Genomic DNA, 26328 nt, shown 5'->3' on the forward strand with positions numbered 1-26328 from the left:
GGTACGGGCATTTTGTTTTCAGCCGCACTGGACTCAGCGGCGGAACTGCTCGCTGATCTCCTCGAGTATCGCGGGGTCATCAATGGTGCTTGGAACAGCGTAGTCCTCACCATCAGCAATCTGGCGGATAACTCGCCGCAGAATTTTTCCTGAGCGGGTTTTGGGCAGGCGGTCTACCACGAGCGCTCTACGGAAGCAGGCGATTGCGCCGATTTTATCTCGCACCATCTCAACAAGTTCTTCCTCTAACTCGTCGTGATCAATGGTGGCACCGTCTTTGATCAACACAAGGCCAAGTGGAACCTGGCCTTTCATGTCATCGTGAGCACCTACCACGCAGCACTCTGCAATGGCCGGGTGGGAAGCAACCACTTCTTCCATCTCGCCGGTGGAAAGACGGTGACCTGCCACGTTGATCACGTCATCCGTGCGGCCCATAACGAATACATAGCCGTCGTCATCAATAAAACCGCCATCTCCCGAGCTGTAAAAGCCGGGGATGGGATTAAGGTAGCTGTCCTGAAACCTTTGGTCATCGCCCCATACTGTCACCATGCAACCGGGCGGAAGTGGAAGTTTTACTGCAATCTGACCTTGTTCCCCTGCGGGCATTTGACTGCCACCAGGGGTCACTACTTGCACGTTATATCCAGGCGAGGGAACCGTTGCAGAACCCGGCTTCGTTTCCATCGTCTCGATACCCACCGGGTTGCAGCAAATGGCCCAGCCGGTTTCGGTTTGCCACCAGTGATCCAGTATCGGGAGCTGAGTGTGCTCCCGGAGCCAGTCATAGGTGGGTGGGTCCAAGCGTTCCCCGGCCAGAAAGATACGCCTTAGTGAACTGATGTCGTAACGCGAAAGCTGATCGGCCTCAGGGTCTTCCTTACGCACAGCGCGAAAAGCAGTGGGCGCGGTGAACAGAAGATTAACGCCATGATCCTGAACCACGCGCCAGAAAGCGCCAGCATCCGGGGTTCTGACCGGTTTACCTTCATAAAGTATGGTTGTGCAGCCGGCAAACAAAGGGGCATACACGATATAGCTGTGGCCCACCACCCAGCCCACATCGGAGGCAGCCCAGAATATGTCGCCTGGATTGGCGTCGTACACAAGCTTCATGCTGTATTTGAGCGCGACGGCGTGCCCGCCGTTGTCTCTCACAACGCCTTTGGGTTTGCCGGTGGTGCCGGAGGTGTATAGCACGTACAGCGGATCCGTTGCCTTGACCGGTACCGGATCGGCAGGCTCGGCGCTGGCCATCAGGTCGCTCCAGTCATGATCGCGGCCGGCTTGCATTTCTGCCTTAGCCTGCGGGCGCTGGTAGACGACACAAAAATCAGGTTTATGGGAGGCGCGTTCTATGGCCTTGTCGACCAGGGGTTTGTATTCGATTACCTTCGTGACTTCTATACCGCAGGACGCCGTAATCACCGCTTTTGGGTGTGCGTCTTCAATTCGTACAGCGAGTTCGTGGGCAGCAAAGCCACCAAAGACCACCGAGTGAACAGCACCAATGCGGGCGCAGCCCAACATCGCAATAACGGCCTCGGGAATCATCGGCATATAGATGATGATAACGTCGCCCTTGCTGACTCCCTGTGCTCTCAGCGCGCCGGCAAAACGAGCAACTTCATCGGTCAGCTCGCTGTAGGTATAGCTGCGCTTGGCACCCGTAACCGGCGAATCGTATATGAGGGCTTTCTGGTCACCCCGGCCAGCTCGCACATTGGCATCCAGGGCTATATCGGAGGTATTGAGTGTGCCGTCAGGAAACCACTGGCCATGGCCGTTGTCAGTAGCTTGCCAGATGGTTGCGGGTGGCTTGATCCAGTCAATGCTGCCTGCTTTTTCACGCCAGAATTCTTCCGGCTTGTCGATTGATCTCCGGAATTCTGAGTGGTAGTCCATACGTTCTGCCTCATTTAAGCCTGTTGTTATTTTGTTGTCGGTTACTCCAACTTTAGGCGCTTTGAGACAGTGAACCAGTAGACCATAGGATTAGTTACCGGGGTTTTTGAACCAGCTGTTTTCCGGGTTGACGAATTTTACCTCCGCCATGACTGTGCCGTTTGCGACGTGCGCGGAGATCCGATCGCCAGCGGCCACATCCCGTGCGTTGCGAATGATGCTGCCGTGCTCATCACGAACGATGGCGTACCCACGCCCTAAAGTCGCCAACGGGCTTACAACGTTGAGAGTTCCTGCGGTGTGCTTCAACCTGTCCTGAAGCTTCGTCAGGATTCTCTGTATAGCTTGGTCCAATTGCGAGGCAGACCGATCAAGTGCGTCACGGCTGTTTGCAAGCTGTTTGCCCGGCGACTGCATGGTCAGACGTTGCGCCAGATGGTTGCTGCGCACCTGCGAACGATCAAGCCGCTGCCCCATGGCCTTGCCCAGCCGCAGTTCCAGATCGTCCAGACGTTGAGCCTTCTCCAGTAATTCTCGTCGTGGATCGCGCAAACGCGCCGAAAGGTGTTCCAGTTTCGTGTTGAGTCGTTGCAGTGCTCTTCTGGCGGCGTTTGCGAGTCGGAACTCGCGGTCATTGATTTGTCGGAGCATATCCTTCTGGTCGGGCGACACTTTTTCCGCCGCTGCGGAAGGCGTGGGGGCTCGCAGGTCCGCTACAAAGTCGGCGATGGTGACGTCAGTCTCATGGCCAACCGCACTGACCGTGGGCATAGTGCAGGCCGCTATTGCCCGGGCGACTGCTTCCTCGTTAAAGCACCAAAGGTCTTCCAGAGAGCCGCCACCACGTCCGATAATCAGGACATCGGCCACGCCGTGAGCTTGGGCCAGTTCAATGGCCCGGACAATTTCCGCCGTAGCGGGCTTGCCCTGAACCGTTGTGGGATAGACGGTGACCGGTATGGCAGGACAGCGCCGCGCAAGAACTGTGAGAATATCGTGTATGGCTGCACCTGTCGGGGATGTGACGACGCCAATGTGTGCAGGCAGCGTGGGAAACGGTTTTTTGCGGGCCACCTCAAACAGGCCTTCTGACTGCAGCTTGCGTTTTAACTCCTCAAAGGCCTGCTGCAGTGCGCCAAGGCCAGCGGGCTCAATATGCTCGGCGATAATCTGGAAGTCGCCCCGGTTCTCATACAGAGTTACCTTGCCACGAATCCGAACCTGGTCGCCTTCTTTGGGTATGGTGCGGATTCGCTGGTTCAGCCCCCGGAACATGGCGCAGCGAACCTGGGATTTTTGATCTTTTAATGAAAAATACCAGTGCCCGGAAGAGGGCCGTGAAAAACCGGACAGCTCGCCTTCAACCCACACCTGCATGAAGCTGGTTTCCAGCAGGTGCCTGGCCTGATGGTTCAGTTCGCTGACGCTTAGCGCTCTGGGCCGGGTATCCTGAAACACGTCATTCACCAAAAACTCCTGACCGGCCTATACGCAATAGCCGAAAAATATGAGTGTAAATTGCTGGAAATTCAAATACATGCGGTAAGTGGCAGGAAACTGTGCAGTTTACTGATTTGCGACACCTCTTTATAATAGGCCGATTAAGCATTTTACTTTGCGGTTGCACCCTTTTTTATCTAAGGGTGCCGCGCGGAAGGTTTAAATTTAGCACGTTCAAAAGGCCGATCCCAATGCTGCGAATTGCCGAAGAAGCTCTCACATTTGATGACGTTCTGTTGGTGCCCGGTTATTCCGAGGTTTTGCCCCATCAGGCGGATCTGCGCACCAGACTGACCCGTAACATTACGTTGAACATACCGCTGGTGTCTGCGGCCATGGACACGGTAACTGACGCAGAGCTGGCGATTGCCATGGCCCAGGAAGGCGGTATCGGCATCATGCACAAGAACATGAACCCGGATCAGCAAGCTGCTGAAGTGCGTAAGGTGAAAAAGTTCGAAAGTGGCGTGGTAAAAGACCCGATTACTGTTAGTCCGGAAAACACCGTTCGCGAGTTGGTGGAAATCACCATGGCCAACAACATTTCCGGTTTGCCGGTGGTTGACGGAACCGAGCTGGTTGGCATCGTTACCGGGCGGGACATCCGTTTTGAAAGCAGTATGGATACACCGGTGCATCAGATAATGACGCCGAAGGAAAAGCTGGTCACGGTAAATGAAGGTGCCAGCCTGGACGAGGTCAAAGAACTGCTGCATCGCCACCGCATCGAAAAAGTTCTGGTGGTGAATGACGATTTTCAGCTCCGGGGCCTGATTACCGCGAAAGACATCCAGAAATCCAAGGATTACCCGCTTGCATGTAAAGACAGCCAGGGGCGCTTGCGTGTAGGTGCAGCGGTTGGCACCGGAGGGGATACCGAAGCCCGCGTTGTTGCGCTGGCTGATGCCGGTGTTGATGTGATCGTCGTCGATACCGCTCACGGCCACTCTCGCGGCGTGATTGAGCGTGTTCGCTGGATCAAGAAAAACTACCCAGACGTACAGGTAATCGGTGGCAATATTGCCACTGCTGAAGCTGCTGTAGCACTGGCGGATGCCGGTGCAGATGCTGTAAAAGTGGGCATTGGCCCCGGTTCTATCTGCACCACCCGCATTGTGGCTGGCGTGGGCGTGCCACAGATTTCGGCAGTATCCAGCGTCGCTGAAGCACTGAAAGACCGTGATATTCCGCTGATTGCTGATGGTGGTGTGCGCTTCTCCGGCGATATTTCCAAGGCTATCGTTGCCGGCGCCCACTGCGTAATGATTGGCAGCCTGTTGGCGGGCACAGATGAAGCTCCCGGCGAAATCGAACTGTATCAGGGGCGCAGCTACAAGGCTTATCGTGGTATGGGTTCACTGGGCGCCATGGGGCAGGGCTCAAGCGACCGTTACTTCCAGGACGCCAGCAAAGGCATTGAGAAGCTGGTGCCGGAAGGCATTGAAGGCCGTGTTGCCTGCAAAGGGCCTATGCGCAATATCATCCACCAGTTGATCGGTGGTCTGCGTGCATCCATGGGTTACACCGGTAGCGCGAACATGACTGAAATGCGCACCAAGCCGCAATTTGTACGCATTACCGGTGCTGGTATGCGTGAAAGCCACGTGCACGACGTAACCATCACCAAAGAAGCGCCAAACTACCGCGTCAGCTGAGAGCAGACAGCCAGGGTGCGGTTCTGACCGGAGCCGCACAGTTTATTTTTTCGAGGATTCTATGGCCCACAACATTCACGACCACCGTATCCTGATTCTGGATTTTGGTTCCCAGTACACTCAGCTGATTGCCCGCCGCGTGCGTGAAATTGGTGTGTACTGTGAAGTCCGCGCTTTCGATATCACCGAAGAAGAGCTGAAGGCGTTTAATCCCAAAGGCATTTTGTTGGCCGGCGGCCCGGAATCGGTCACAGAGCTGGGTGGACCACGTGCGCCTGAAGGACTGTTTGACCGCGGTATTCCGGTGCTGGGAATCTGCTACGGCATGCAAACCATGGCCGAACAAATGGGTGGCCGGGTAGCCAGTTCCGAAAAGCGTGAATTTGGTTATGCTCAGGTAAAAGTGCGCGCCAAAGGCCCGTTGCTGCAGGACATCACAGACCACCTGACAGCCATGGGCGAATCACTGCTGGATGTCTGGATGAGCCACGGTGACAAGGTTGTGGCTATGCCCGAGGGCTTTGAGTTACTGGCGTCAACCGAGAGCGCACCGATTGCTGCGATGCAGGATCTGTCACGTAATCTTTACGGCCTGCAATTCCATCCGGAAGTGACTCACACTCTGCAGGGCAAGCGGATTCTTGAGCACTTCGTGATGAACATCTGTGGCTGTGAAGCTCTATGGACTCCCGCCAAGATTGTTGACGACGCAGTACAAAAGATCCGTGAGCAGGTAGGCTCCGACAAAGTGTTGCTTGGCCTGTCTGGCGGTGTAGATTCGTCTGTAACGGCAGCGCTTCTGCACAAGGCCATTGGCGACCAGCTTACCTGTGTGTTTGTCGACAACGGCTTGCTGCGCCTGAACGAAGGCGATCAGGTAATGGATATGTTCGGCAGCAGCATGGGCGTAAAAGTCATTCGCGCCGATGCGGAAGAGCGCTTTCTGACTAACCTCAAGGGCGTCAGCGATCCGGAACAAAAGCGCAAGGTGATTGGCAACACCTTTATTGACGTGTTCGATGAAGAAGCCACGCGCATTAAAGATGTGAACTGGCTGGCCCAAGGCACCATCTATCCGGACGTGATCGAGTCTGCCGCCTCTAAAACCGGCAAGGCCCATGTGATCAAATCTCACCACAACGTGGGTGGCCTGCCAGAAACCATGAAGCTGAAGTTGGTAGAGCCGCTGCGTGAGCTGTTCAAAGACGAAGTGCGCCGAATTGGTCTTGAACTTGGCCTGCCATACGACATGGTGTACCGCCACCCATTCCCGGGGCCAGGCTTGGGGGTGCGCATACTGGGCGAAGTTAAGAAAGACTACGCCGATATCCTGCGCCGTGCCGATGCCATCTTCCTGGAAGAGCTGCACCGAGCTGATTTTTACCACAAAACCAGCCAGGCTTTCGCAGTCTTCTTGCCGGTTAAGTCAGTAGGTGTGGTTGGTGATGCCCGTCGCTACGAGTGGGTAATCGCACTTCGCGCTGTTGAAACCATTGATTTCATGACCGCACGCTGGGCACACCTGCCGTACGACCTGCTGGAAACTGTGTCTAACCGCATTATCAATGAGATCAGCGGTGTGTCACGGGTGACTTACGATGTGTCTTCCAAGCCGCCTGCTACAATTGAGTGGGAGTAAGTCCGGGTCCCGCAAGGGCAGACGCATAAACTGGAATAGAGGCATTGCCTGACAGGATGGCGACAGTTTCAAGGCACGCAGTGCGTGCCAGAAGTATATGTATTCTGTTCGTCATTCTGTTTATACAGGGTTGCGCCCAGCTGCCCCCTCGAAATGCATCGTCGCTGTCGTACGCGTTTGACCGTCCGGAGGAAACGCGCCTGGGCCGCGAGGTTCAGCCCCACCTGCAGAATCAACCGAGTGATTCCGGATTTTACATTCAGGACACTGGTCGCGAGGCCTTTTTGCAGCGCGCCGCGCTGATTGAGGCTGCCGAGCAAAGTATCGATGCGCAGTACTACATCTGGAACAGCGATGTGTCGGGGACCTATCTGGTGCGACGTCTGCTGGTGGCCGCCGACCGCGGTGTCCGTGTGCGGCTGTTGCTCGATGATGTGAACCTCGACGGTCGTGACTCTATGTTCGCCGCGTTGGATCGGCATCCAAATATCAAGATTTCCATATACAATCCCTTCGTGACCCGCTCAGGCATCGGTAAATGGCTGAACTTTGTCACCGACTTTCAGCGTCTTAATCAGCGTATGCACAACAAGACCTTCGTGGTCGACGGCGCGCTAGGGATTATGGGGGGGCGCAATATTGGGGATGAGTACTTCGACATACACCCACAGATGAACTTTCGCGACCGCGATGTTCTGATTGCAGGTCCGATTGTTGCTGATCTGTCCGCTAATTTCGATGCTTTCTGGAACAGCGCGTCAAGCTATCCCATTAGCCAGTTGGAGCCTGATGCTGTGCAAGAGCAAGACCTGAATGCACAGTTGGATCAGATCCGTGCGACCGCTTCCGACATCACCGGGCTCACCCGGGTGCCACCGCAAAACTCGAGGTCGGCGCTTGAGTACATGTTGCAGACGCTGTCGGGGTTGATCTGGGCCGAAGGCAAGTTGGTGTTTGACTCGCCATCAGTAGATGCTCAAGCGGATGCGGATAGCCCCCAGCGCAGTGCTCAGATGTTGCACCAACTTGTTGAGCAGGCTGACAAGAACATTCTGGTGGAGTCCGCGTATCTCATTCTCGGAGACGACCAGCTCGATATACTGAGACAGATCAGGGCAAGAGGCGTCCGTGTCTCGGCCTTGACCAATTCACTGGCCTCCAACGACCTCACCACCAATCATGCCGGCTACGCACGTCGTCGCGGCGCGATGCTCGCCAACGGGGCGGAGCTGTATGAGTTGCGTCCCGACGCAGCAGGCTGCTCGAGTTGGATTGAGATGCCGGGTTTCTGCAATAACGGTGCAGTGGGCCTGCACGCCAAATCGGCAGTTTTCGATCGCAAAACTTTGTACATTGGCTCATTCAATATCAATCTACGCTCTATCTACCTGAACTCTGAAACCGTGCTGGTGATCCACGGCCCCCAATTGGCAGAGCGGCTTGCGCAGGACATCGAAGCGGCAATGGCGCCGGAAAACAGTTGGCGGGTGACCCGGGATGCTGATGGGCAGCTGCTCTGGTCGGCGGGTGAGGATCAACTCTGGACGCACGAACCGGCCACGGGGTTCTGGCGGCGCTTCAAATCCGGCCTCTTCAGCTTGTTGCCGATGGAGAAGTATCTATAACTTCGGCTAGTGGTTTACGCAAACACCGGAGGCACGACTCACTACTGAAACGCATCGTTCAAGTGTTGCACGGTGCGTTTCAGTTCGTTGTCTCTGTCGCTGGTGACCCGATCACTCAGCCGTTAACAGCATCTTGATGGCTTGCGTTTTCGCGGCGTCGCTGAAAATATCGTAGGCCTTTTCAATATCGTTGAGTTGAAAGCGATGGGTGACCAGATCCTCGGGCTTGACGCCGCCGCTTTCCACAGTCCGCATCAGCACAGGAATGGTGTCGGTATTTACCAGGCCGGTACGCAGGGTGATGTTCTTGATCCACAAGTCCTGCAGTTTGAACTCAACGCTCTTGCCATGCACCCCGATGTTGGCGATATGGCCGCCTGCGCGGACAATGTTTTGGCAGATATCGAAGGTTTCGGGAATACCTACCGCTTCCATGGCTACGTCTACGCCTTCACCATCGGTCAGCTTTTTGATGGCCTCAATCGGGTCCCGGGCTACAGTGTCGGTTGCGCCGAGCATTTTGGCCATGGCCAGGCGATTCTCATCCGGGTCAACCATGATGATCCGCGCTGGAGAGTAAAAGCGAGAGGTCATCAGAGCTGCCAGTCCGATAGGGCCAGCACCGATGATCGCCACTGTGTCGCCGAGCTTTACCTCGCCGTTCAGGGCACCAATTTCGTGTCCGGTGGGCAGGATGTCGCTGAGCATAACGGCCGCAGCGCGATCCATGTCTTTTGGTAGAATATACAGGCTGTTATCTGCGTGGGGGATGCGCACATATTCGGCCTGGGTGCCATCGATCAGGTGGCCGAGAATCCAGCCGCCGTCGCGGCAATGGGCATAAACGCCGCGTTTGCAATAGTCGCACCGCCCGCAGGAAGTGACACAGGATATCAATACCTCGTCGCCAACCTTGATGTTGCTTACGCCGTCACCAACTTCTTCCACCACCCCCAGGCCTTCGTGACCCAGAATGCGGCCCGCTGTTACCGCAGGCACATCGCCTTTCAGGATGTGCAGGTCGGTGCCGCAAATGGTTGTATGGGTGATGCGGACCACTGCGTCCGTGGGTTTTTCGATCGCCGGCTTAGGCTTGTCTTCCCAGCTGCGTTTGCCGGGCCCATGAAATACCAATGCTTTCATAACACTTTCTCCTTTGATGCTGCAGAACTGCCAATATCAGGTATTGCCATTTCAAGCATGCGCGGACTGCACTCGGCGTCCTTGATTCACGTCAATATCAGGTCCAGTCGATCACCTGAGGCTAAAAGAGACCGATCACTCATTGGTTGCAGGAAAGATAGTGACTAATTACTATCTCTAGATCTAGCTACTTTATAAGAGAAAATTCCATGGCTCTGTGGCAGTTCAGTAACAGAAAATCGTTGGCGTTGGTCGGCCTTGTGGGCGGGGTTCTCTTGGTCGTGCTTCTTATTTTCTTGCGCGAGAGGCCGGCACACAGTGAGTGGAATACGCTACCCATGCCCCTGACGGTCATTGAAGTACAGACCATGCCATTTGTTCTGACTGCGCGCGGCTTTGGTATTACCCGCCCGGTACAAACCTGGCAGGCTGTGGCCAGCGTCGCCGGGCGCGTTGTTCAACGTCATCCGGAACTCAACAGCGGAACCTTGCTGCCGGCAGGCACATTGTTGCTGGCACTGGACCCGGGGCGCTACCAATTGGCGATTGCCGAGACCGAAGCCGAGCTGGCCTCTCTGGCGGCCGAGCAAGCCCAGCTTGAAGTAGAAACACAAAATACCCGCCACCTGTTACAGCTGGAACGTGAACGGCTGAAGTTGTCTGAAGGCGAGCTCAGGCGTATAGAGCGTCTCCTCAAAACCGGCTCGGTGTCCCAGTCACACCTTGATGAGCAGCGGCGCGCAACGCTCGCACAGCGTCAGCTTGTGCAGTCGCTGGATAACCAGCTCTCGCTGTTGCCGTCGAAACAACAATATCTTGATGCCCAGATACAGCGCGCTAATACGCGTCTGGAGCAGGGGCGTCAGGATCTTGCAGATACCCGTTTTATTGCTCCTTATGATCTGCGCATCCGCGCTGTCGAAGTGGAAGAGCACCAGTATGCGGGCATTGGGCAATCGCTGTTTCTTGCGGACGGCATTGAACAGGCTGAAGTTGAAGCGCAGGTCCCTCTGACCATGTTGCGCAGACTCATGAAAGCCGTGGCGAGACCCATTGATTCGCAGGGATCCGCGCTGGATATCACCGAGCGGCTTGATTTTTCGGTCATCCGCAGCGAACTAGAGCTGACCGGCTTTCCGGCCGTGCGCTGGCCTGCAAGCGTTACCAGAGTGGCCAGTGGCCTGGATCCCGGTACACGCAGCGGGCGGGTAGTCGTTACCGTGGACCAGCCATACAGCCTCGCACGATTGCCCGGACGCCCCGCATTGCAGCGTGATATGCATGTTCAGGTCAATTTCGCCGTCGACAGTCCCAAACCCTTGCTGGCGGTGCCGTCTTCGGCGGTGCATCAGGGCGAGATCTACCTGCTGGGAGAGGGTAACCTTCTGCAGCGGCGCCCAGTGAGGGTCGCCTTTGAGCAGAATGGTCTGGCGGTGATTGAGAGTGGGTTGGTGGCCGGCGAGCTGCTGATCACGGATGATCCTGTGCCTGCCATCGCAGGCATGAAAGTAACGCCACATCGCAACATAGATCTTGAACAACACCTGAGGCAACTTGCCCTGGGTGCGGCGCAATGATCCGCTGGTTTGCAGGCCATCCCACAGCGGCCAATCTGCTGTTGATACTGCTGTTGGCTGCGGGACTGTTCGCGGCGCCAAATCTCAAACGTGAAACTTTTCCTGATTATCGCCCTGTTGAGGTCAGTATCGACGTCGTTTATCGCGGCGCCAGTGCTACCGACGTTGAAGACGCGGTCTGTCGCCGTTTGTACGATGCCGTCAAAGGCGTTGATTACCTCGATGAGATAAGGTGCGTTGCACAGGACAATCTCGCCCGCGCCACCGTCTCCATGGAGGCTGCCGGAGATTCTATACGCTTTCTGAGCGATATCGATACTGAAGTCAATGCGCTTACCGATTTGCCAGCTCGGGCCGAAAGACCTGTGGTGCGGGAGCTGCACCGCAGTGACCTGGTAGCGGCGGTAGCAGTTTATGGCGATATGGCACCAAACCAGCTTGAAGACTACGCGTTTCAACTGGAAGAGCGCATCATGTCGCTTCCCGGCGTGGCTCAGGTAACCCTGGAGGGCCTCTCCCAGCGCCAGTGGCAAGTCGAGGTATCGCGGGCTGTGCTGGCCCAGTATGGGTTGTCCGCCAGCGACCTGGCTTTGCGGCTCAGACAGCAGAGCATTGATGTGCCTTTGGGTACGCTGGAGACTCCGGATCGTGACATTTTATTGCGTTTTACCGATCAGCGGCGAAGTCTGCAAGAGCTTTCAGAACTCGTGGTGGTTTCAGGCGGTGGCAGTGGTGAGCTTACTCTTGGTCAGATAGCGACTCTGCGGGAAACTGGGGAGCAACCCGAGGCACAGATCTATTTCAACAACCAGCGAGCTGTGGTGCTGGAGGTGAGCAAGACGCTTCGTGATGATTCGTTGGATGTACTGGAAGAGCTGAGGAAATTAATAGACATTGAGCGCCAGCGTATCGACGGGCCCCTGCAACTGACCCTGACCCAGAATATGACCAGCATCGTGCGCGATCGCCTGGAAATGCTGGTTAGTAACGGTATAGCGGGATTGGCGTTGCTGATCGTGGTAATGGGGTTGTTCTTCCGTCCACGCCTCGCATTTTGGGCGGTACTAGGTTTGCCCGTAGCGTTTGCAGGCGCTTTTTTTGTGATGAGTCTGAGCGGCTTGTCGTTGAACATGATCACCCTCGTAGCCTTGTTGATGGCGATAGGTATCGTTATGGATGATGCCGTGGTGATAGTTGATAATATCGCCGTCCATGCCCGGAAGGGGGCTTCGCCTCTGGAAGCCGTAGTGGAGGGCACACGGCAGGTGTTGCCGGGAGTTGTATCGTCTTTCCTGACAACCGTCTGGGTGTTTGCGCCTCTGGCGTTTCTTGCCGGGGAGTTGGGTGCGGTGCTTGAAGTTTTGCCGGTGGTGTTGATTGCAGCACTATTCGCGAGCCTTATCGAAGCACTCTGGATCCTGCCTCATCATCTCAAAGGCAGCGTTCCATTGTTGCATATGAGTACTCAATCCCATTTTCGCATAGCTTTTGACCGCTATTTTGGTGCCTTTCAGGAACGCGTCGGCAGGCTCGCCGACACTGCAGTGAGCTGGCGGTATGCCGTGTTGGGTGGGGTGTTGTTCATTTTGTTGGGCACCGCAGGTTTTATGGCTGGCGGCCATGTAAGCACAGAAGCCATGCCGGATCTTGACGGCGATACACTGGAGGCACGGCTTTTGTTGCCTCAGGGCACCCCACTAGAGCGCACAGAACTGGCCGCCGCAAAGATTGCAGACGCGATGTGGCATCTCAATGATGTTTTAACGCCGGAGCAGCCCGATGAGTCTCCATTGGTGGACGCCATTCAGGTGCGCTTCAATTATAACCCCAGCGCGCAAGAGGCGGGTGCACATGTCGCGACGGTGATGGTCGATCTGTTGAGTGCCGAACTCCGAACCCTGACGCTGGATGAGCTGACGGTTGCCTGGCGCAAACAGATTGGCGATATTCCCGGGCTTTCAAGCCTGATTATTCAGGAACCGGGTTTCGGCCCTGCCGGCATACCCATCGAAGTGCGGTTGCAGGGGATGAACCTAAAGGAACTGAAGGCGGCCTCGCTGGACGTGAGCGATCATCTGACCGGTTATGAGGCCGTCTACAACATTATTGATGATCTGCGCCCCGGTAAACCGCAGCGAACCTTTACCCTGACGGACGGTGCACTGGCATCCGGATTAACCGCGGAAATGGTCGCATCCCAGTTGCGTGCCGCCTTCCTTGGGAAGATTGCTGATACGCAGCGCGTAGACCAGCGTGATGTGGAAATACTGGTACGCCAAGCCGAGTCTGACAGGTCCAGCCTTGATGATCTGGCGCAACAGACCATTCTGATGCCCGATGGGCGTCAGATGCCGCTGGAAGTTGTTGCCGATATCCACAATCAGCGCAATTGGGGCATGATCACACGTGTTGGCGGACAGCGCACCGTTACGGTTCAGGCTAATGTGGATGCGCGCAAGGCGAGCGCTCAGGCGGTTGTTAATGATATGCGCAGCCAATGGCTGATGGAGTTTGAGCAGCGCCATCCAAATGTGACAGTCAGCTTTGAAGGCCAGGTGGCTCGTTCCGCAGAAACAGGCGGTTCCATTGCCCGTGGGCTGATGGTTGGTTTGCTGGGTGTATTTGTGATTCTGTCATTCCAGTTTCGCAGCTACGCCGAGCCGCTTATTGTTATGCTGGCGATTCCGCTGGCTTTTGTCGGCGCGCTTTGGGGACATGTTTTGCTGGGCTGGTACATCTCCATGCCATCGATGATCGGTGCCGCGTCTCTGGCCGGCATAGTGGTAAACGATTCCATACTGCTGGTTCAGTTCATCAAGGAACATCGCAGAAAGGGCATGACTGCAATTGTCGCGGCAGGGCAGGCCAGTCGCGACAGGCTACGCGCCATCCTCATTACCTCCACCACTACCATCGCCGGGTTGTTGCCCTTGCTGGCAGAAACCAGCGTGCAGTCAGCGGCCATCAAACCTCTGGTGATTTCGGTAGTGTTTGGCCTGTTGGCCACTACTGTGTTGGTACTTGTGATGATTCCGGCGGTTTATGTGTTGTTCGATGATTGGGGCTGGACGGCCGGCGAGCCTGCAGAAGCCGAATAGTCTGTAACGTTTATGAGAGGGTGTGATGGAAAAGACAAGACAAAAGAATCTTCCAGCCAATGAGCGCCGCAACGTTACCGTTGAGGCGGTAATAGATCTTGCCGCGACGACCAACCCGGGTGACATAACGACGGCGGCAATCGCCAAACACATGAAGCTGACTCAGGGAGCTCTGTTCCGGCATTTCCCGAATAAAGAAGCCATCTGGCAGGCGGTCATGAAATGGGTTGCCGAACGCCTGATGTCGCGGATCAAGAAAGCTGCGGACGGAATGGAGTCGCCCCTTGAGGCAATGCAAGCCATGTTCATGGCCCACATCGCGTTTGTTTCCGAGCACCCAGGGGCGCCACGTATGCTGTTCGGTGAGCTTCAGGGTGCCAAGGCAACACCGGCGAAACGCCTGGCCCATGCGTTGCTCAAACAGTACGCAGAACGCCTGAACGAGCTGATCGAGACCGCCAAGTCGCGCGGTGAACTTCCGCGTGAGCTTGATAATCAGGCTGCTGCCACACTGTTTATAGGCACCATTCAAGGGTTGATCATGCAGTCATTGATTTCCGGCGACATGGAGCAAATGCGCCAGGCCGCACCGGGTGTGTTTGCCATATACCGGCGCGGAATTGCCGGCACAGTTCCGGAAAAGCGAGGAGAATAATCGTGTCGCGTAAAATTTCCACTGCTCTTGTTCTGGTTGTTCTGGCTGCATTTCTGGGCTACGCCCTCTGGAAGGTGCTGCTGGCGCCGGACAATCTGCCGCCCGATGGCTTTGCTCGTGGGAACGGACGAATTGAAGCCGACCTGGTTGACGTCTCAACCCGCCTGGCAGCCCGGGTTTCGAACATTGCAGTACGCGAAGGTGATCTGGTTCGGCCTGGCGACGTTCTGGCAACGATGGATACGACCGAACTGGTGGCACAACAACGGCGTGCGCAGGCAGCGGTCGCAAGCGCCGAGGCAGCTGTGGCTGTGGCGAACGCCGGCATTACTCAGGCCGAAGCCAGGCTTGCTTTGTCGCAGAGCAATCTGGCCCGTGCGGAAACCTTGAGCAAACGGGGCGTCGTAACCCGCGAGGAACTGGATATCCGGCGGATGGAAGCCAAAGTTGCCGATTCTGTACTGGTTGCAGGGCATGCGGAAGCGGTTGCGAAACAGCGGGTAGTTGATGCAGAAGAAGCTGCTTTGCAGGAAATTGAGGCTCGCATTGCCGACAGCACACTCTATGCAACGCAAGCGGGGCGGGTGCTCTACCGTCTTGCCCAGCCTGGTGAAGTTCTGGGCAGTGGTGGCAAGGTGCTGACGCTGGTCAGCCTTGGCAACGTGTACATGGAGTTTTTCTTGCCGGCCAATGCAGCACCAAAAGTACGGTTGGGTGATGAGGCGCGGATTGTGGCTGATATCATGCCGGATATGGCGATACCAGCGGTTGTGAGCTTCGTCGCGCCACAGGCGCAGTTCACACCAAAACAGGTTGAGACGCTGGACGAGCGCGAGAGCCTGATGTTCCGAGTCCGTGTGCGCATTCCTCCGGAGATGGTTGCAGCAAGACTTGCACAGGTAAAAACTGGCGTGCGCGGCGAAGCCTGGGTTCGGTTAGTGCGAGCAGATGGAACCTTGTCTGACTGGCCCGAGGGGTTGACTCCACCCGTGGCTAACGTTCTGCCTGCACCAAACAGTCGGGCGGGCACAACCGGCGAGGTGCCTGAGGACTCTGAAAAATGATTGTCGCGGACAGCTCTTATGCGCCGGTTGCATGCGTGGTTGATGTGAGTCATCACTATGGCAAGGTGTGTGCGCTCAATGAGGTAACCCTGGAATTGCCCGCCGGGCGTATGGTCGGTTTGATCGGGCCGGATGGCGTGGGTAAATCCACCCTGATGGGGTTGATCGCCGGCGCCAAACGTTTGCAGACCGGGCACATTGAAGCGATGGGCGGCGATATGGCGAAAAAACGCCATCGGGCCGATGCCGGGAGCCGGATCGCTTTTATGCCCCAGGGGCTCGGGCGCAATCTGTATCACGATCTTACCCTGCAGGAGAATCTCGATTTCTTCGGCAAGCTGTTCGGACTGAACAAATCCGAGCGCAAGGCGCGGATTGCGAGGCTGACCCGAGCAACAGGCCTGGACGCATTTATGAACCGTCCCGCAGGTAAGCTCTCGGGTGGTATGAAGCAGAAGCTGGGACTCTGCGCGGCGCTGATTCACGATCCGGATTTCCTGCTGCTCGACGAACCGACAACCGGGGTAGATCCGCTGTCACGAAGTCAGTTCTGGGATCTGATCGATACCATCCGCGCCGATCGTCCGCAGATGAGTGTTCTTGTCTCAACCGCCTATATGGAAGAGGCCGCACGTTTTGAGCATCTGGTGGCGATGAACGACGGACGTATCCTGGCGGCTGGAAGCCCGGAAGAGCTGCTGACCCGGACGGGAACAGAGACGGTCGAAGCGGCCTACGTGACACTGCTGGGCGGCAAGCCTGCGTCGATTCCTGAGAGTCACAAGGCTCCCGATGCGCCAGTTGCAACGGAAGGAATGTCAGAACAGCCGGCCATCAGCGCCCATAACCTGACCAAACGATTCGGCGATTTTACGGCTGTGGACTCCGTGAGTTTCGAGATCGCGCGGGGTGAGATTTTCGGTTTCCTCGGGTCGAACGGTTGCGGCAAAACCACCACCATGAAAATGCTGACCGGCCTTACACCGGCAACCGAGGGTGAAGCCTGGATTTTCGGTGAGCCGGTGGATGCGCAGAATCTCGACGCACGTCGGCAGGTCGGCTTTATGTCCCAGTCGTTTTCCCTTTATGGCGAACTTACGGTACGTGAGAACTTGCTGTTGCACGCGCGTCTGTTTCATCTGGGCCGAGCTCTGACCGCTGAGCGGATGGAGGAGCTGGTTCCACGTTTCGGACTCGAATCCTATCTTGACCAGGGGGCCGGGTCATTGCCTCTGGGTGTGAGGCAACGCCTTTCTCTGGCGGTGGCGGTTATTCATGCACCCGCCATTCTGATTCTGGACGAACCAACCTCCGGCGTTGATCCGCAGGCACGGGATGTGTTCTGGGACATGTTGCTGGAGCTTGCGCACCGGGATGGAGTCACGATTTTTATCTCGACGCACTTTATGGATGAAGGGATGCGCTGCGACCGGATTTCGCTGATGCACGCAGGTAAAGTGCTGGTGTCGGATGTACCTGCCGAGCTTATTAAGGGGCGGGGCGCCGAAACACTGGAAGAGGCGTTCATCGCGTATATGCTTGATGCCTCATCGCCAGCTCAGCTGCAGGCGGTAGCGGAAGACGAACACTTGCTTGGCGGGAATGACGCGGATGAGCCGGACCCAATCGCGCCACGCTTCAGCTTGCAACGCATGTTGGCCTTCACCACACGAGAGGCGACGCAGGTAAGGCGCGACCCTGTGCGGCTGGTATTCTCGTTCGTCGGCAGCGCTCTGCTTTTGCTCATCATGTCTTTTGGTATTTCACAGGAAGTGCGCAATATTCCGTTCGCCGTGTTGGATCTGGACCAAAGCCCGGAAAGCCGGGCCTATCTTTCAGGGTTTGAGGATTCTCAATGGTTTCTGAAACGACCGGCTATCAGCAGTGTGGAAGAACTTGAGCAACGTCTTAAAAGCGGTGAGCTGGCGTTGGCAATCCAGATACCGCCAGATTTTGGAAGATCAGTGCGTGGAACCGGAATAAACGAAATAGCCGCGCTGATTGACGGCGCAGATACCAACCGGGCGGGCACCGTGGAAAGCTACGTGAAGGGCGCTCACGCCCACATAATGGGTATTGACGCGCAATATGCACTGGCGTTGGAAGACCTGATGACACCCCGGTCACCGGATGCGGCCTCGCCAGCGACCCTGGTTCCGCGATTTCACTACAACCCGGCGATGGAAAGCCTGCCTTCAATCGGCCCGTCAATCCCACCGCTTTTGTTGTTACTTTTCCCGGCAATCCTGATGGCGGTCAGCGTGGCACGGGAAAAAGAAATCGGCACGATCACCAATTTTTACGTTACACCCACCAGTCGCGCCGAATTCCTGATCGGAAAACAACTGGTTTATATCGTCATCACGATTTTGAACTTTGTGATCCTGACGGCGTTGCTGGTCACGGTTCTGGGTATTCCGCTCAAGGGCGCGCCGCTTGCATTGGTGCTTGGAGCCTTGCTTTACGCGGTTGCCGCAACAGGGTACGGCCTGATCGTATCAATGATTGCCAAAACCCAGGTGACGGCCGTCTTTGCTGCAGCCATTCTTTCGGTTATGCCGACCCTGCAGTTTTCCGGAATGATAACCCCGGTTTCCTCGCTGGAGGGGGCGGCGCAGGTTGTTGGCACCTTCTGGCCAACAACCTGGTACATGGGGATCAGTGTGGGCACCTTTACCAAGGGGCTGGGCCTGCCGGAGCTGTCCGCGCATCTCTGGCGTCTCGCCGCTTTCGGTCCGGTTCTGACCGGGCTGGCCGTGCTCGCTTTGCGCAAGCAGGAGAAGTAAGCATGAAGCGTCTTGCCAATACCTTCTGGCTTGCGGGTAAGGAACTGAAAAGCGTTCTTGGTGACCCGGTGATGGTTATCCTGATTCTGTGGTCTTTTGTCGCGGCAGTTATTCTGGAGGCCAGCGGCGCGGGCGATACGGTCTACAATGCGGCGATTGCCATTGTCGATGAAGATCAATCGTCGCTTAGCCGGCAAGTAACGGATGCTTTGGGGCCACCCTGGTTTCAGCCTCCCGTTACTATTTCAGCGGATCAGGTGGCAGCGGAGATGGATGCCGGGCGTATCATGTTTGTGCTCAGCTTTCCGCCGCAATTTGAAGCCGACCTAATCGCTGGCCTGGCGCCCGCCGCGCAGCTTGAGGTGGACGCAACGGCCGTGTCACAGGCACAGCTCGGCACGGATTACATTTCCAATATTCTGATTTCCGAAAGCCGTGCATTTCTGTCGGGTACTCCTGAGGCTCCTGAGCCTGCACTGCAGCTTGAGTTGCGCCGGGCTTTCAATCCCAATGGAAACCCTGTCTGGTTCAAGGCAGTGTCTTCGTTGCTCAATCAATTGTCGCTCCTCACCATCGCATTGACAGGCGCGGCGATGCTACGCGAGCGCGAGCAGGGCACCATCGAGCATCTGATGGTCATGCCACTCACGCCGCTCGAAATTGCACTTTCCAAAGTTCTGGCCAACGTTGTTGTGGTGCTGGGAGCATTCACCTTGTCGCTTGTTTTCGTCGTACAAGAGATTCTGCAAGTGCCTGTGGCCGGATCTGTGCCGTTGTTGTTGGCAGGTACGATGGTGTATCTGGCTGCCGCCGCGGCCATCGGGATGTTCCTTGGCACCATGGCGCGCAGCATGGCTCAGTTTGCACTGTTGGTGATCATGGTGATCATCCCCATCATCATGCTTTCCGGTGGTATGGGGGCGATCGAAAGCCAGCCTGATATTGTCCAGCGTTTAACGCTGGCGCTGCCTTCGCGACACTTTCTCGCGTTTGCCAAGGCCGTGGTGTTCCGCGGTGCTGGCCCCGACAACGTATGGTTCGAGCTGTCGATGATGGCCGGGTTGGGCATCGGATTTTTCGCAGCGAGTCTGGCGCTGTTCCGCAGGTCCATGAGTCTTTCTGGCTAGCTGGAGCCTCGCCCGGCGTCCAGGAAAACTATTCAGTGGTGTGACCCCACCCCTGGGGAATCGACTGCTCTTCCAGTCCGTTGAATCGATCCGTCACATAACGGCTGTGGCAAGCTACGCAGGATTCGGTCATACGGTTGAAGGTTTCGGCCTGGGCCTGGGTATCCTGTTGCTTCCCCGCCTCAGCCAGCTCCGCTGCCAGCTGGTGGAAGTACTTGTCCATCTTCAGGAATTCCTCGGGCACCGCGGCCTTCAGATCCTGCTGATCTTGCTTGGTCAGGGACTGTTTGAGGATGAAGCTGTCGTGGATGGCTTGTCCTTTCTGCGCTACCTCATCATGTCTGCCCTGGATGATGGCGCTGTAGGTCGCCTTCATCGCTGTCTCAATCTCGATCATCTCCTTCGCCAACAGTCCGCGTAGTTTCTCAGTCAGATCGGGGCCCACGGGCTCCGCAGCAATGACGGCTCCGTTAAGTGCCAGACTCCCCAGCAGAGCAGCCGCTGCGACGGTTCGAAATTGTCTTCCAGAGCTTCGTAACGGGGCGCTCATCAGGGTGTTGCTGCTCGCTATCGCACGTTTACTCATGTTTGTACTCCTCGCTTTACGGTTGCGTTGTCTTCTTCAACGTCGCTCATAAAAATGCTTGGTGAACGGTTCACGGAAATTCTGGTGACATCCCAGACAGCTTAGCTGCACCTCGGAAAAAGCTTTAACAACCGCTTGGCCTTCGCCGCGCATTGCTGCTTCTTCCATCGCAGTTGCCGCATCGTGCACCTCGCCATCGAATTCACGAAACTTGCCGGCATCACTACCAAGCCAGCTAAGGATCCGTAGTTTTTCCATCATTGGTGGCTGGGCATGACGAGCAATTTGGGGTGAGAGTTCTGCCACAGTACTCCAGTCTTCCGTGGCGATTGCCCCGGTGACGGCTTGCATATCACGCCCAAGCTGTTGCATCACGCCCTGCAAAACTAAAGGTTCGATGGTTTCCTCAGTCTCAGCGTACAAGGTTGCAGCAGAGGTAAGTGAAATTATTGCCATAACGAAAACTGAAAGAGATTGTGATTTATTCATTAGTACTCCTTTAACTGGTAAGTGAGTGGTATTTGCTGAACAAGCGTGGTTGCTTTGTTCAAATTTCAAAACTTAGTGCGATCGAACCAAAGGCGTGATGATCGAGTTGTTCGTCAAACTCGCGGGTTCGCCAGACCCGCATCAGTGCCAGCCGGACGCCATGCCCGGAAACAAGCCACTGGCTACTGATACCGATTGCCGCCTGAGCGACCCATGGCCGCCGGCTGACACGGTGGCTACTGCGAAACATATTGCCGTCGAGGGAAAAATCCCAGGCCACGGCTTTTCCTTCCAGGTTGGCGAAGGCGTGCACTCCGGGACGTGGGGCAGTAACGGATGGCGATTGCGCACTACGAAGGTTCGCCGCAGCGGATGGCGGTCTGTTTTCAACCCCGGGACGGATTGCATAACTGCCGAAATCATTGGGTATATTCCAGCCCGCACGCAGCTCTACCCCGGTACTGGCGGCAGTCTCGATATTGCCAAGGCGCAGGCCATAGTTGCCAATCAGGTCACTGCCCCAGCCTGGCTGGACGGCGCCTCTGGTAAAGGCTTTGTATTTGCGTTCCAGAGCAAGCTGAAAAGCCGGCTCGTTGTGCAGTTGATTATCCCAACCATTGAAGCGCTCAATGCCACGTATACTGTGAACGAAATTTTGTGACTGCTCAGCTAACGACCATGGGCCGATAACACCGAGTGACAACTCGCGTACGTCGAGCATCTCGTAACCAGCTCTTTCAGGATGCACCCGGCGGTTCCACGCCAGGCTGAAATATAGTAGCCCGGCATAGGGACGATCATCGTGAATTAAGTCAATGCGAGCCTTATCTTCAGGCGTATACATGGATTGCCCTGCACGCATCACAACGTTCTGCGAGGCCGATTCCGCGACGGCGCTACGCCAGAACCCGGGGTCAGCCCAACCAAGAAGCCGGGTGTAAAGACCAAGCGCCCAAGGCTGGCAACCAGGGTCAAGTCGGTCCTCCATGTCATGAGATACCAGGGTCAGCGCCACGCCATTCGTATAATTGCTATCAGTGCCGGCAAAAAGGTCATTTTCCAGCCGTAACGTACCACCGCGCCAGTGTAATTCTCGCTCAGGTGTACACTGTCCTTGATGGTCCTGCCGCTGTTCTGCGCGGCTGGGGGCGGGGCACAGCATTGTGCACGCTAGCGCCAAGCTCACGAAGATGTGTGCAACACGATCGAGATCTTCGGCGTTTCCGGGCATAGCGACAGTCCTCACGCCCATATAAGATAGTAATTGATTACTATCTTATATGGGCGCTCTAAAACACGCAATGGAATATCCAGATCGGCGTCCGTGTCGACTCCTTGGTAAAAAGAGCGAACAATGGTATTTTTCGTGGCGCTTCTTGGTGTACCCAGTGTCGTATTTGTATAGGGCGCTATCAGCAGAGTTGCGTTTATGCCGAATATACAGAACATTGACGAATACTGGATGGCCCGGGCACTGACACTGGCAGCTCGTGGGGCTTCCCAGGACGAGGTCCCTGTCGGCGCAGTTGTCGTCCGTGATGGCAAAGAGCTGGGTACAGGCTTTAATGTACCAATTACCGGGTGTGATCCCACTGCCCACGCTGAGATATGCGCACTGCGTGATGCGGCGGCGAGGGCAGGGAATTACCGGCTTACCGGAGCTACCCTCTACGTTACTCTTGAACCCTGCACCATGTGCGTTGGCGCCATTGTGCACAGCCGTATCAGCCGGCTTGTATACGGTGCCCGTGAGCCCAAGGCGGGCGCCATTGAATCGGCTCGGCGTACACTGGATGAGCCTCATTTGAACTGGCAAGTAGACGTTGTGGGTGGCATCCTGCCGGATGATTGTAGCCAGATTATCAGTGATTTTTTCAGCCGCCGGCGGGCAGAAATCCGGCAGCGGCGCAAACAGAGTTCAGGGAAGGAGTAGTTCTGCATGAAAGTACTAGTAACCGGCGGGGCCGGGTACATTGGCAGCCATGTGGTGCGCCAGTTGGCAGAGGCCGGGCACGATATTGTTGTACTCGATAACCTATCGACCGGTTACCGCTGGGCTGTAACCGCCGGTGAGCTGGTGATCGGTGATCTGTCGAACGAAGCCGATATTGACCAGGTTTTCTCCAATCACCGGTTTGAGGCGGTCTTGCACTTTGCTGCCAATATCGTGGTGCCGGAGTCTGTCAGCAACCCGCTCAAGTACTACGGTAATAACACCCGCAATACGCTGAACCTGCTCAAGGCTGTCGACAAGTACAAGGTTCCGTACATGGTGTTTTCATCAACCGCTGCGGTTTATGGAATGCCAGAGCAGACGGTTCTTACGGAAGACCTTCCTCTTGCGCCGATCAATCCTTACGGCGCATCCAAGATGATGAGCGAGCGGATGATCACGGATCTCGCCGCAGCTTCCGGCCTGAATTATGTTGTACTGCGTTACTTCAACGTGGCTGGTGCCAACCCGGATGGTTTGCTGGGGCAGGCGACACCTGAAGCGACTCACCTGATCAAAGTGGCCTGTGAGTGCGTAACCGGGCAGCGCGACGGCATGAGTATATTCGGCACGGATTACGACACCAGCGACGGCACCTGTGTGCGCGATTACATTCATGTGGAAGATCTCGCCAGTGCCCACGTCATGGCTCTGGACTACATGGCCAATGGTGGCGAATCAAAAATCATGAACTGTGGCTATGGCCGCGGCTTCACTGTGCGTGAAGTGATCGACGTGGTGCGCAAGCAATCCGGTGTCGACTTCCCGGTGACCGAAGTAGGCCGCCGCGCTGGTGATCCGGCAGCGCTAATGGCAGATAATGCTCTCATTAAAAAGACCCTGGGCTGGCAGCCTGCTTATGACGATCTCGAAACGATTGTCGGCACCGCATTGGCCTGGGAAGCAATCTGGCAGAAGAAGAAAGCTGAAGCTGGCCAGTAAGACTTTTTTTAAAACTCTGAGATATCGGGATTTAACGGATGAAAATAACGATTTTTGGTACCGGCTATGTTGGTCTTGTTACCGGAGCCTGCCTGGCTGATGTTGGTCATGACGTACTTTGCATGGACGTTGACCAGGCAAAGATCGACAAGCTGAAGAATGGCCATATTCCTATTTATGAGCCCGGGCTTGAAGATATCGTAAAGCACACGGTTGAAGCAGGGCGCCTGGCATTCACCACGGATGCGCAGGAGGCAGTGCAACACGGCAAGCTTCAGTTCATTGCAGTGGGCACGCCGCCGGACGAAGACGGCTCGGCAGATCTGCAGTATGTCACCGCAGTAGCCCGGTCTATTGGGCAGTACATGGACGACTACAAAGTCATCGTGGACAAGTCTACCGTGCCAGTTGGCACCGGTGACAAGGTCAAGGCGGCCGTTCGGGCCCAACTCGACAGCCGTGGCCTGGAGCTTGAGTTTGATGTGGTCTCCAACCCGGAATTCCTGAAAGAAGGGGCGGCGATCAACGATTTCATGAAGCCGGATCGTATCATTATTGGTACCGACAGCGATAAAGCGGCGGATGTGCTACGGGAAGTGTACTACCCGTTCAACCGCAACCACGATCGGATGATTTTCATGGATATCCGGTCCGCGGAGCTGACCAAGTACGCGGCCAATTCGATGCTGGCTACCAAAATCAGTTTCATGAACGAGATTGCAAACCTGGCCGAGCGCCTGGGTGCTGATATTGAAGCGGTGCGCCGTGGCATAGGTTCAGACCCGCGCATTGGCTACCACTTTATCTATCCGGGCTGCGGCTACGGCGGCTCCTGCTTCCCCAAAGACGTACAGGCTCTGGCACGCACGGCGGCCGATTGTGGTTACGACGCGCGTTTACTGAACGCCGTAGAGGCAGTCAACTACGCCCAGAAGCACGTACTGTTCGACAAGATCAGCCACTATTTTGGCGGCAATCTGAAGGGCAAGGTCGTGGCAATCTGGGGGCTGGCGTTCAAGCCAAATACCGACGACATGCGCGAAGCCTCAGCGCGCACGTTGATGGACGATCTTTGGAAAGCCGGCGCTACCGTTCAGGCGTTTGATCCGGAAGCCATGGAAGAGACCCAGCGTATCTACGGCGACCACGAAGGCTTGGCGCTGTGTGGCACGAAAGAACAGGCACTTCGCGGCGCGGATGTGCTGGCGATTTGCACCGAATGGAAAGAGTTCCGCTCACCGGATTTTGCCTCGATTGCATCGGCGTTGCGTGAGCCGGTTGTGTTCGATGGCCGCAACCTTTACGAGCCGGAAATGCTGGAGCGTCACGATTTGATTTACTACGCCATCGGGCGTGGCCGTAACCAGTTTCATTCCTGATAAATCAGGGCAGGGAGCGACGATGACTCAAGGGCAGGAATACAAGCTTCACGAGCGGCTGGCAGCAGACACCATCAGCCTTGGCTACAGCAGGCTGTGCGAAATCCGGCTGATGAATGATCAGACCTGGCCCTGGGTATTGCTGGTGCCGGCACTTGCCGGCATTCGTGAAATCTACGAGTTAAGCCCTGAGCAGCAACACCTGTTGATGCAAGAATCCTCTGCGCTCAGTCGTGGCATGATGGAAGTATTTGGTGGCGACAAGATGAACGTAGCGGCACTCGGAAACATGGTTCCCCAGTTGCACCTGCATCATATCGTTCGTTTTGAGGGTGACCCGGCCTGGCCTGGCCCCGTGTGGGGTAAACAGCCACCAGTTCCTTACGATGAGAACAGGCTGGCGGAGGTCAGACGGTCTCTGGCGCCTGTTTTGTCAGAGCTGGGTGCGACCTGAATAGTTTCGTTTGCTAGCGTCGATCAGCGAATCGACGCATGCTTGGCCATCATCTGGGAGCCGATCAGGATCATTCTGAGTTCGGTTTTCAGTTTGGTTTTCAGCTCATCCCGCTCTTTCGGTGTGGCGTCCAGCGCTTCCGCCCCCTGATTGAACACCAGCGTTACCATTGCCTCAGCAACTACCCGCGCATCTGACAACGGCTTGTGTTGTTCTTCCGCAAAGCGTCGCAGATCGTCAGCAAGCTCGGTCACGAAATGATCAATCTCTGCTTTTATGGCTGTCCGGAAGGGTTTGGAGCCGCCGGTACGTTCCCGGAGCATTAAGCGGAACACGTTGGCGTTGTTGCCAAGATATTCCATGAAAGTCTCTACAGAGGTAGAGATGGCGCTGCCATCCCGGGCAATCCGCTTGCGCGCCTGGCGCATCAGTTGCCGCAGGGCGACGCCGCCTTCGTCGACCAACACCAGCCCCAGCTCATCAAGATCTGCAAAGTGACGATAAAACGACGTTGGCGCGATTCCGGCCCCCCGCGCAACCTCCCGCAGGCTCAGGCTCCCGAAACCACGGTCCGCACTCAGCTGGCCGAGTGCTGCGTCCATCAGTGTTCGCCGGGTGACGAGTTTCTGCTCGGCTCTGGTTGACAAGGTGGCGGCTCCAATGACAAATGAACGCTGCATTCTAGCGACATGCCCGCCGGGAGTCATC

General features: G+C 56.1%; 20 protein-coding genes. 13 read left to right on the plus strand and 7 right to left on the minus strand.

What is annotated here, in order from left to right:
- Positions 1 to 33: 33 nt before the first annotated feature.
- Positions 34 to 1908 carry an acetate--CoA ligase gene (locus FFI90_RS03590; protein WP_144776545.1) on the minus strand — a complete coding sequence of 625 codons (1875 nt, stop codon included), beginning with the start codon at positions 1906 to 1908 and terminating at the stop codon, positions 34 to 36.
- 90 nt (positions 1909 to 1998) lie between these two features.
- Entirely contained in the window at positions 1999 to 3378 is a 1380-nt protein-coding gene (gene xseA / locus FFI90_RS03595) for an exodeoxyribonuclease VII large subunit (RefSeq protein WP_425463076.1), read from the minus strand.
- Positions 3379 to 3599: 221 nt separating this feature from the next.
- Here xseA and guaB point away from each other — a divergent pair, with 221 nt between their 5' ends.
- From guaB to FFI90_RS03610, 3 genes are all read left to right on the plus strand, one after another.
- On the plus strand, positions 3600 to 5063 hold the full coding sequence (guaB, locus tag FFI90_RS03600; RefSeq protein ID WP_144776547.1) for an IMP dehydrogenase: 1464 nt from the start codon (positions 3600 to 3602) through the stop codon (positions 5061 to 5063).
- 61 nt (positions 5064 to 5124) lie between these two features.
- Entirely contained in the window at positions 5125 to 6702 is a 1578-nt protein-coding gene (guaA, locus tag FFI90_RS03605) for a glutamine-hydrolyzing GMP synthase (RefSeq protein WP_144776548.1), read from the plus strand.
- Positions 6703 to 6746: 44 nt separating this feature from the next.
- On the plus strand, positions 6747 to 8327 hold the full coding sequence (locus FFI90_RS03610) for a phospholipase D family protein (protein WP_246123313.1): 1581 nt from the start codon (positions 6747 to 6749) through the stop codon (positions 8325 to 8327).
- 111 nt (positions 8328 to 8438) lie between these two features.
- Here the strand turns inward: FFI90_RS03610 and FFI90_RS03615 are convergent, their stop codons facing one another.
- Positions 8439 to 9470, minus strand: a complete 1032-nt coding sequence (locus FFI90_RS03615; RefSeq protein WP_144776549.1) for a zinc-dependent alcohol dehydrogenase family protein — start codon at positions 9468 to 9470, stop codon at positions 8439 to 8441.
- A gap of 209 nt (positions 9471 to 9679) precedes the next feature.
- On the opposite strand from FFI90_RS03615, the gene FFI90_RS03620 reads away from it, so the two are divergent.
- Genes FFI90_RS03620 through FFI90_RS03645 form a run of 6 tightly spaced genes read left to right on the plus strand, consistent with a single transcriptional unit; the run spans position 9680 to position 19777 of the window.
- Positions 9680 to 11047 carry an efflux RND transporter periplasmic adaptor subunit gene (locus FFI90_RS03620; RefSeq protein WP_144776550.1) on the plus strand — a complete coding sequence of 456 codons (1368 nt, stop codon included), beginning with the start codon at positions 9680 to 9682 and terminating at the stop codon, positions 11045 to 11047.
- The gene (locus FFI90_RS03625; RefSeq protein WP_144776551.1) at positions 11044 to 14145 is read left to right on the plus strand and encodes an efflux RND transporter permease subunit; all 3102 of its coding nucleotides are present in this window, start codon (positions 11044 to 11046) and stop codon (positions 14143 to 14145) included. Before FFI90_RS03620 ends, FFI90_RS03625 begins: the two co-directional genes overlap by 4 nt.
- Before the next feature lie 25 nt (positions 14146 to 14170).
- Complete coding sequence (locus FFI90_RS03630) at positions 14171 to 14800, plus strand: TetR/AcrR family transcriptional regulator (RefSeq protein WP_144776552.1); 630 nt, start codon at positions 14171 to 14173, stop codon at positions 14798 to 14800.
- Positions 14801 to 14802: 2 nt separating this feature from the next.
- Entirely contained in the window at positions 14803 to 15864 is a 1062-nt protein-coding gene (locus FFI90_RS03635; protein ID WP_144776553.1) for an HlyD family secretion protein, read from the plus strand.
- The gene (rbbA, locus tag FFI90_RS03640; RefSeq protein ID WP_144776554.1) at positions 15861 to 18650 is read left to right on the plus strand and encodes a ribosome-associated ATPase/putative transporter RbbA; all 2790 of its coding nucleotides are present in this window, start codon (positions 15861 to 15863) and stop codon (positions 18648 to 18650) included. The genes FFI90_RS03635 and rbbA overlap by 4 nt, the downstream gene beginning before the upstream one ends.
- 2 nt (positions 18651 to 18652) lie before the next feature.
- Complete coding sequence (locus FFI90_RS03645) at positions 18653 to 19777, plus strand: ABC transporter permease (protein ID WP_144776555.1); 1125 nt, start codon at positions 18653 to 18655, stop codon at positions 19775 to 19777.
- Between the two features lie 28 nt (positions 19778 to 19805).
- On the opposite strand, the gene FFI90_RS03650 is transcribed toward FFI90_RS03645, so the two are convergent.
- The 3 genes from FFI90_RS03650 to FFI90_RS03660 are packed head-to-tail and all read right to left on the minus strand — an operon-like array spanning position 19806 to position 22083.
- A complete protein-coding gene (locus FFI90_RS03650) occupies positions 19806 to 20363 on the minus strand; it encodes a cytochrome c (protein WP_144776556.1) in 558 nt (185 codons plus the stop codon).
- Between the two features lie 36 nt (positions 20364 to 20399).
- On the minus strand, positions 20400 to 20852 hold the full coding sequence (locus FFI90_RS03655; RefSeq protein WP_144776557.1) for a cytochrome c: 453 nt from the start codon (positions 20850 to 20852) through the stop codon (positions 20400 to 20402).
- 58 nt (positions 20853 to 20910) lie between these two features.
- Positions 20911 to 22083, minus strand: a complete 1173-nt coding sequence (locus FFI90_RS03660) for a lipid A deacylase LpxR family protein (RefSeq protein WP_246123315.1) — start codon at positions 22081 to 22083, stop codon at positions 20911 to 20913.
- 198 nt (positions 22084 to 22281) lie between these two features.
- Between FFI90_RS03660 and tadA the strand changes: the two genes are divergently transcribed.
- From tadA to FFI90_RS03680, 4 genes are read left to right on the plus strand one after another with little or no spacing between them, the layout of a single operon-like run.
- A complete protein-coding gene (gene tadA, locus FFI90_RS03665; protein ID WP_144776559.1) occupies positions 22282 to 22785 on the plus strand; it encodes a tRNA adenosine(34) deaminase TadA in 504 nt (167 codons plus the stop codon).
- A gap of 6 nt (positions 22786 to 22791) precedes the next feature.
- Complete coding sequence (galE, locus tag FFI90_RS03670; protein ID WP_144776560.1) at positions 22792 to 23787, plus strand: UDP-glucose 4-epimerase GalE; 996 nt, start codon at positions 22792 to 22794, stop codon at positions 23785 to 23787.
- 38 nt (positions 23788 to 23825) lie between these two features.
- The gene (locus tag FFI90_RS03675; protein WP_144776561.1) at positions 23826 to 25166 is read left to right on the plus strand and encodes a UDP-glucose dehydrogenase family protein; all 1341 of its coding nucleotides are present in this window, start codon (positions 23826 to 23828) and stop codon (positions 25164 to 25166) included.
- Positions 25167 to 25188: 22 nt separating this feature from the next.
- Positions 25189 to 25620: an HIT domain-containing protein gene (locus FFI90_RS03680; protein ID WP_144776562.1), complete on the plus strand. Its 432-nt coding sequence runs from the start codon at positions 25189 to 25191 to the stop codon at positions 25618 to 25620.
- Between the two features lie 23 nt (positions 25621 to 25643).
- On the opposite strand, the gene fabR is transcribed toward FFI90_RS03680, so the two are convergent.
- Complete coding sequence (fabR, locus tag FFI90_RS03685) at positions 25644 to 26267, minus strand: HTH-type transcriptional repressor FabR (protein ID WP_144776563.1); 624 nt, start codon at positions 26265 to 26267, stop codon at positions 25644 to 25646.
- Positions 26268 to 26328 lie beyond the last annotated feature (61 nt).

Source organism: Marinobacter maritimus (genome assembly GCF_007671675.1).
GTDB lineage: Bacteria > Pseudomonadota > Gammaproteobacteria > Pseudomonadales > Oleiphilaceae > Marinobacter > Marinobacter maritimus.

Bases quoted from the DNA above. Each gene is read 5' to 3' on its own strand.
- FFI90_RS03590 (WP_144776545.1), bottom strand. From the start codon at position 1,908: ATGGACTACCACTCAGAATTCCGGAGATCAATCGACAAGCCGGAAGAA.
- guaB (WP_144776547.1), top strand. From the start codon at position 3,600: ATGCTGCGAATTGCCGAAGAAGCTCTCACATTTGATGACGTTCTGTTG.
- guaA (WP_144776548.1), top strand. From the start codon at position 5,125: ATGGCCCACAACATTCACGACCACCGTATCCTGATTCTGGATTTTGGT.
- FFI90_RS03615 (WP_144776549.1), bottom strand. From the start codon at position 9,470: ATGAAAGCATTGGTATTTCATGGGCCCGGCAAACGCAGCTGGGAAGAC.
- FFI90_RS03620 (WP_144776550.1), top strand. From the start codon at position 9,680: ATGGCTCTGTGGCAGTTCAGTAACAGAAAATCGTTGGCGTTGGTCGGC.
- FFI90_RS03625 (WP_144776551.1), top strand. From the start codon at position 11,044: ATGATCCGCTGGTTTGCAGGCCATCCCACAGCGGCCAATCTGCTGTTG.
- FFI90_RS03630 (WP_144776552.1), top strand. From the start codon at position 14,171: ATGGAAAAGACAAGACAAAAGAATCTTCCAGCCAATGAGCGCCGCAAC.
- rbbA (WP_144776554.1), top strand. From the start codon at position 15,861: ATGATTGTCGCGGACAGCTCTTATGCGCCGGTTGCATGCGTGGTTGAT.
- FFI90_RS03645 (WP_144776555.1), top strand. From the start codon at position 18,653: ATGAAGCGTCTTGCCAATACCTTCTGGCTTGCGGGTAAGGAACTGAAA.
- FFI90_RS03650 (WP_144776556.1), bottom strand. From the start codon at position 20,363: ATGAGTAAACGTGCGATAGCGAGCAGCAACACCCTGATGAGCGCCCCG.
- FFI90_RS03655 (WP_144776557.1), bottom strand. From the start codon at position 20,852: ATGAATAAATCACAATCTCTTTCAGTTTTCGTTATGGCAATAATTTCA.
- FFI90_RS03660 (WP_246123315.1), bottom strand. From the start codon at position 22,083: ATGCCCGGAAACGCCGAAGATCTCGATCGTGTTGCACACATCTTCGTG.
- tadA (WP_144776559.1), top strand. From the start codon at position 22,282: ATGCCGAATATACAGAACATTGACGAATACTGGATGGCCCGGGCACTG.
- galE (WP_144776560.1), top strand. From the start codon at position 22,792: ATGAAAGTACTAGTAACCGGCGGGGCCGGGTACATTGGCAGCCATGTG.
- FFI90_RS03675 (WP_144776561.1), top strand. From the start codon at position 23,826: ATGAAAATAACGATTTTTGGTACCGGCTATGTTGGTCTTGTTACCGGA.
- FFI90_RS03680 (WP_144776562.1), top strand. From the start codon at position 25,189: ATGACTCAAGGGCAGGAATACAAGCTTCACGAGCGGCTGGCAGCAGAC.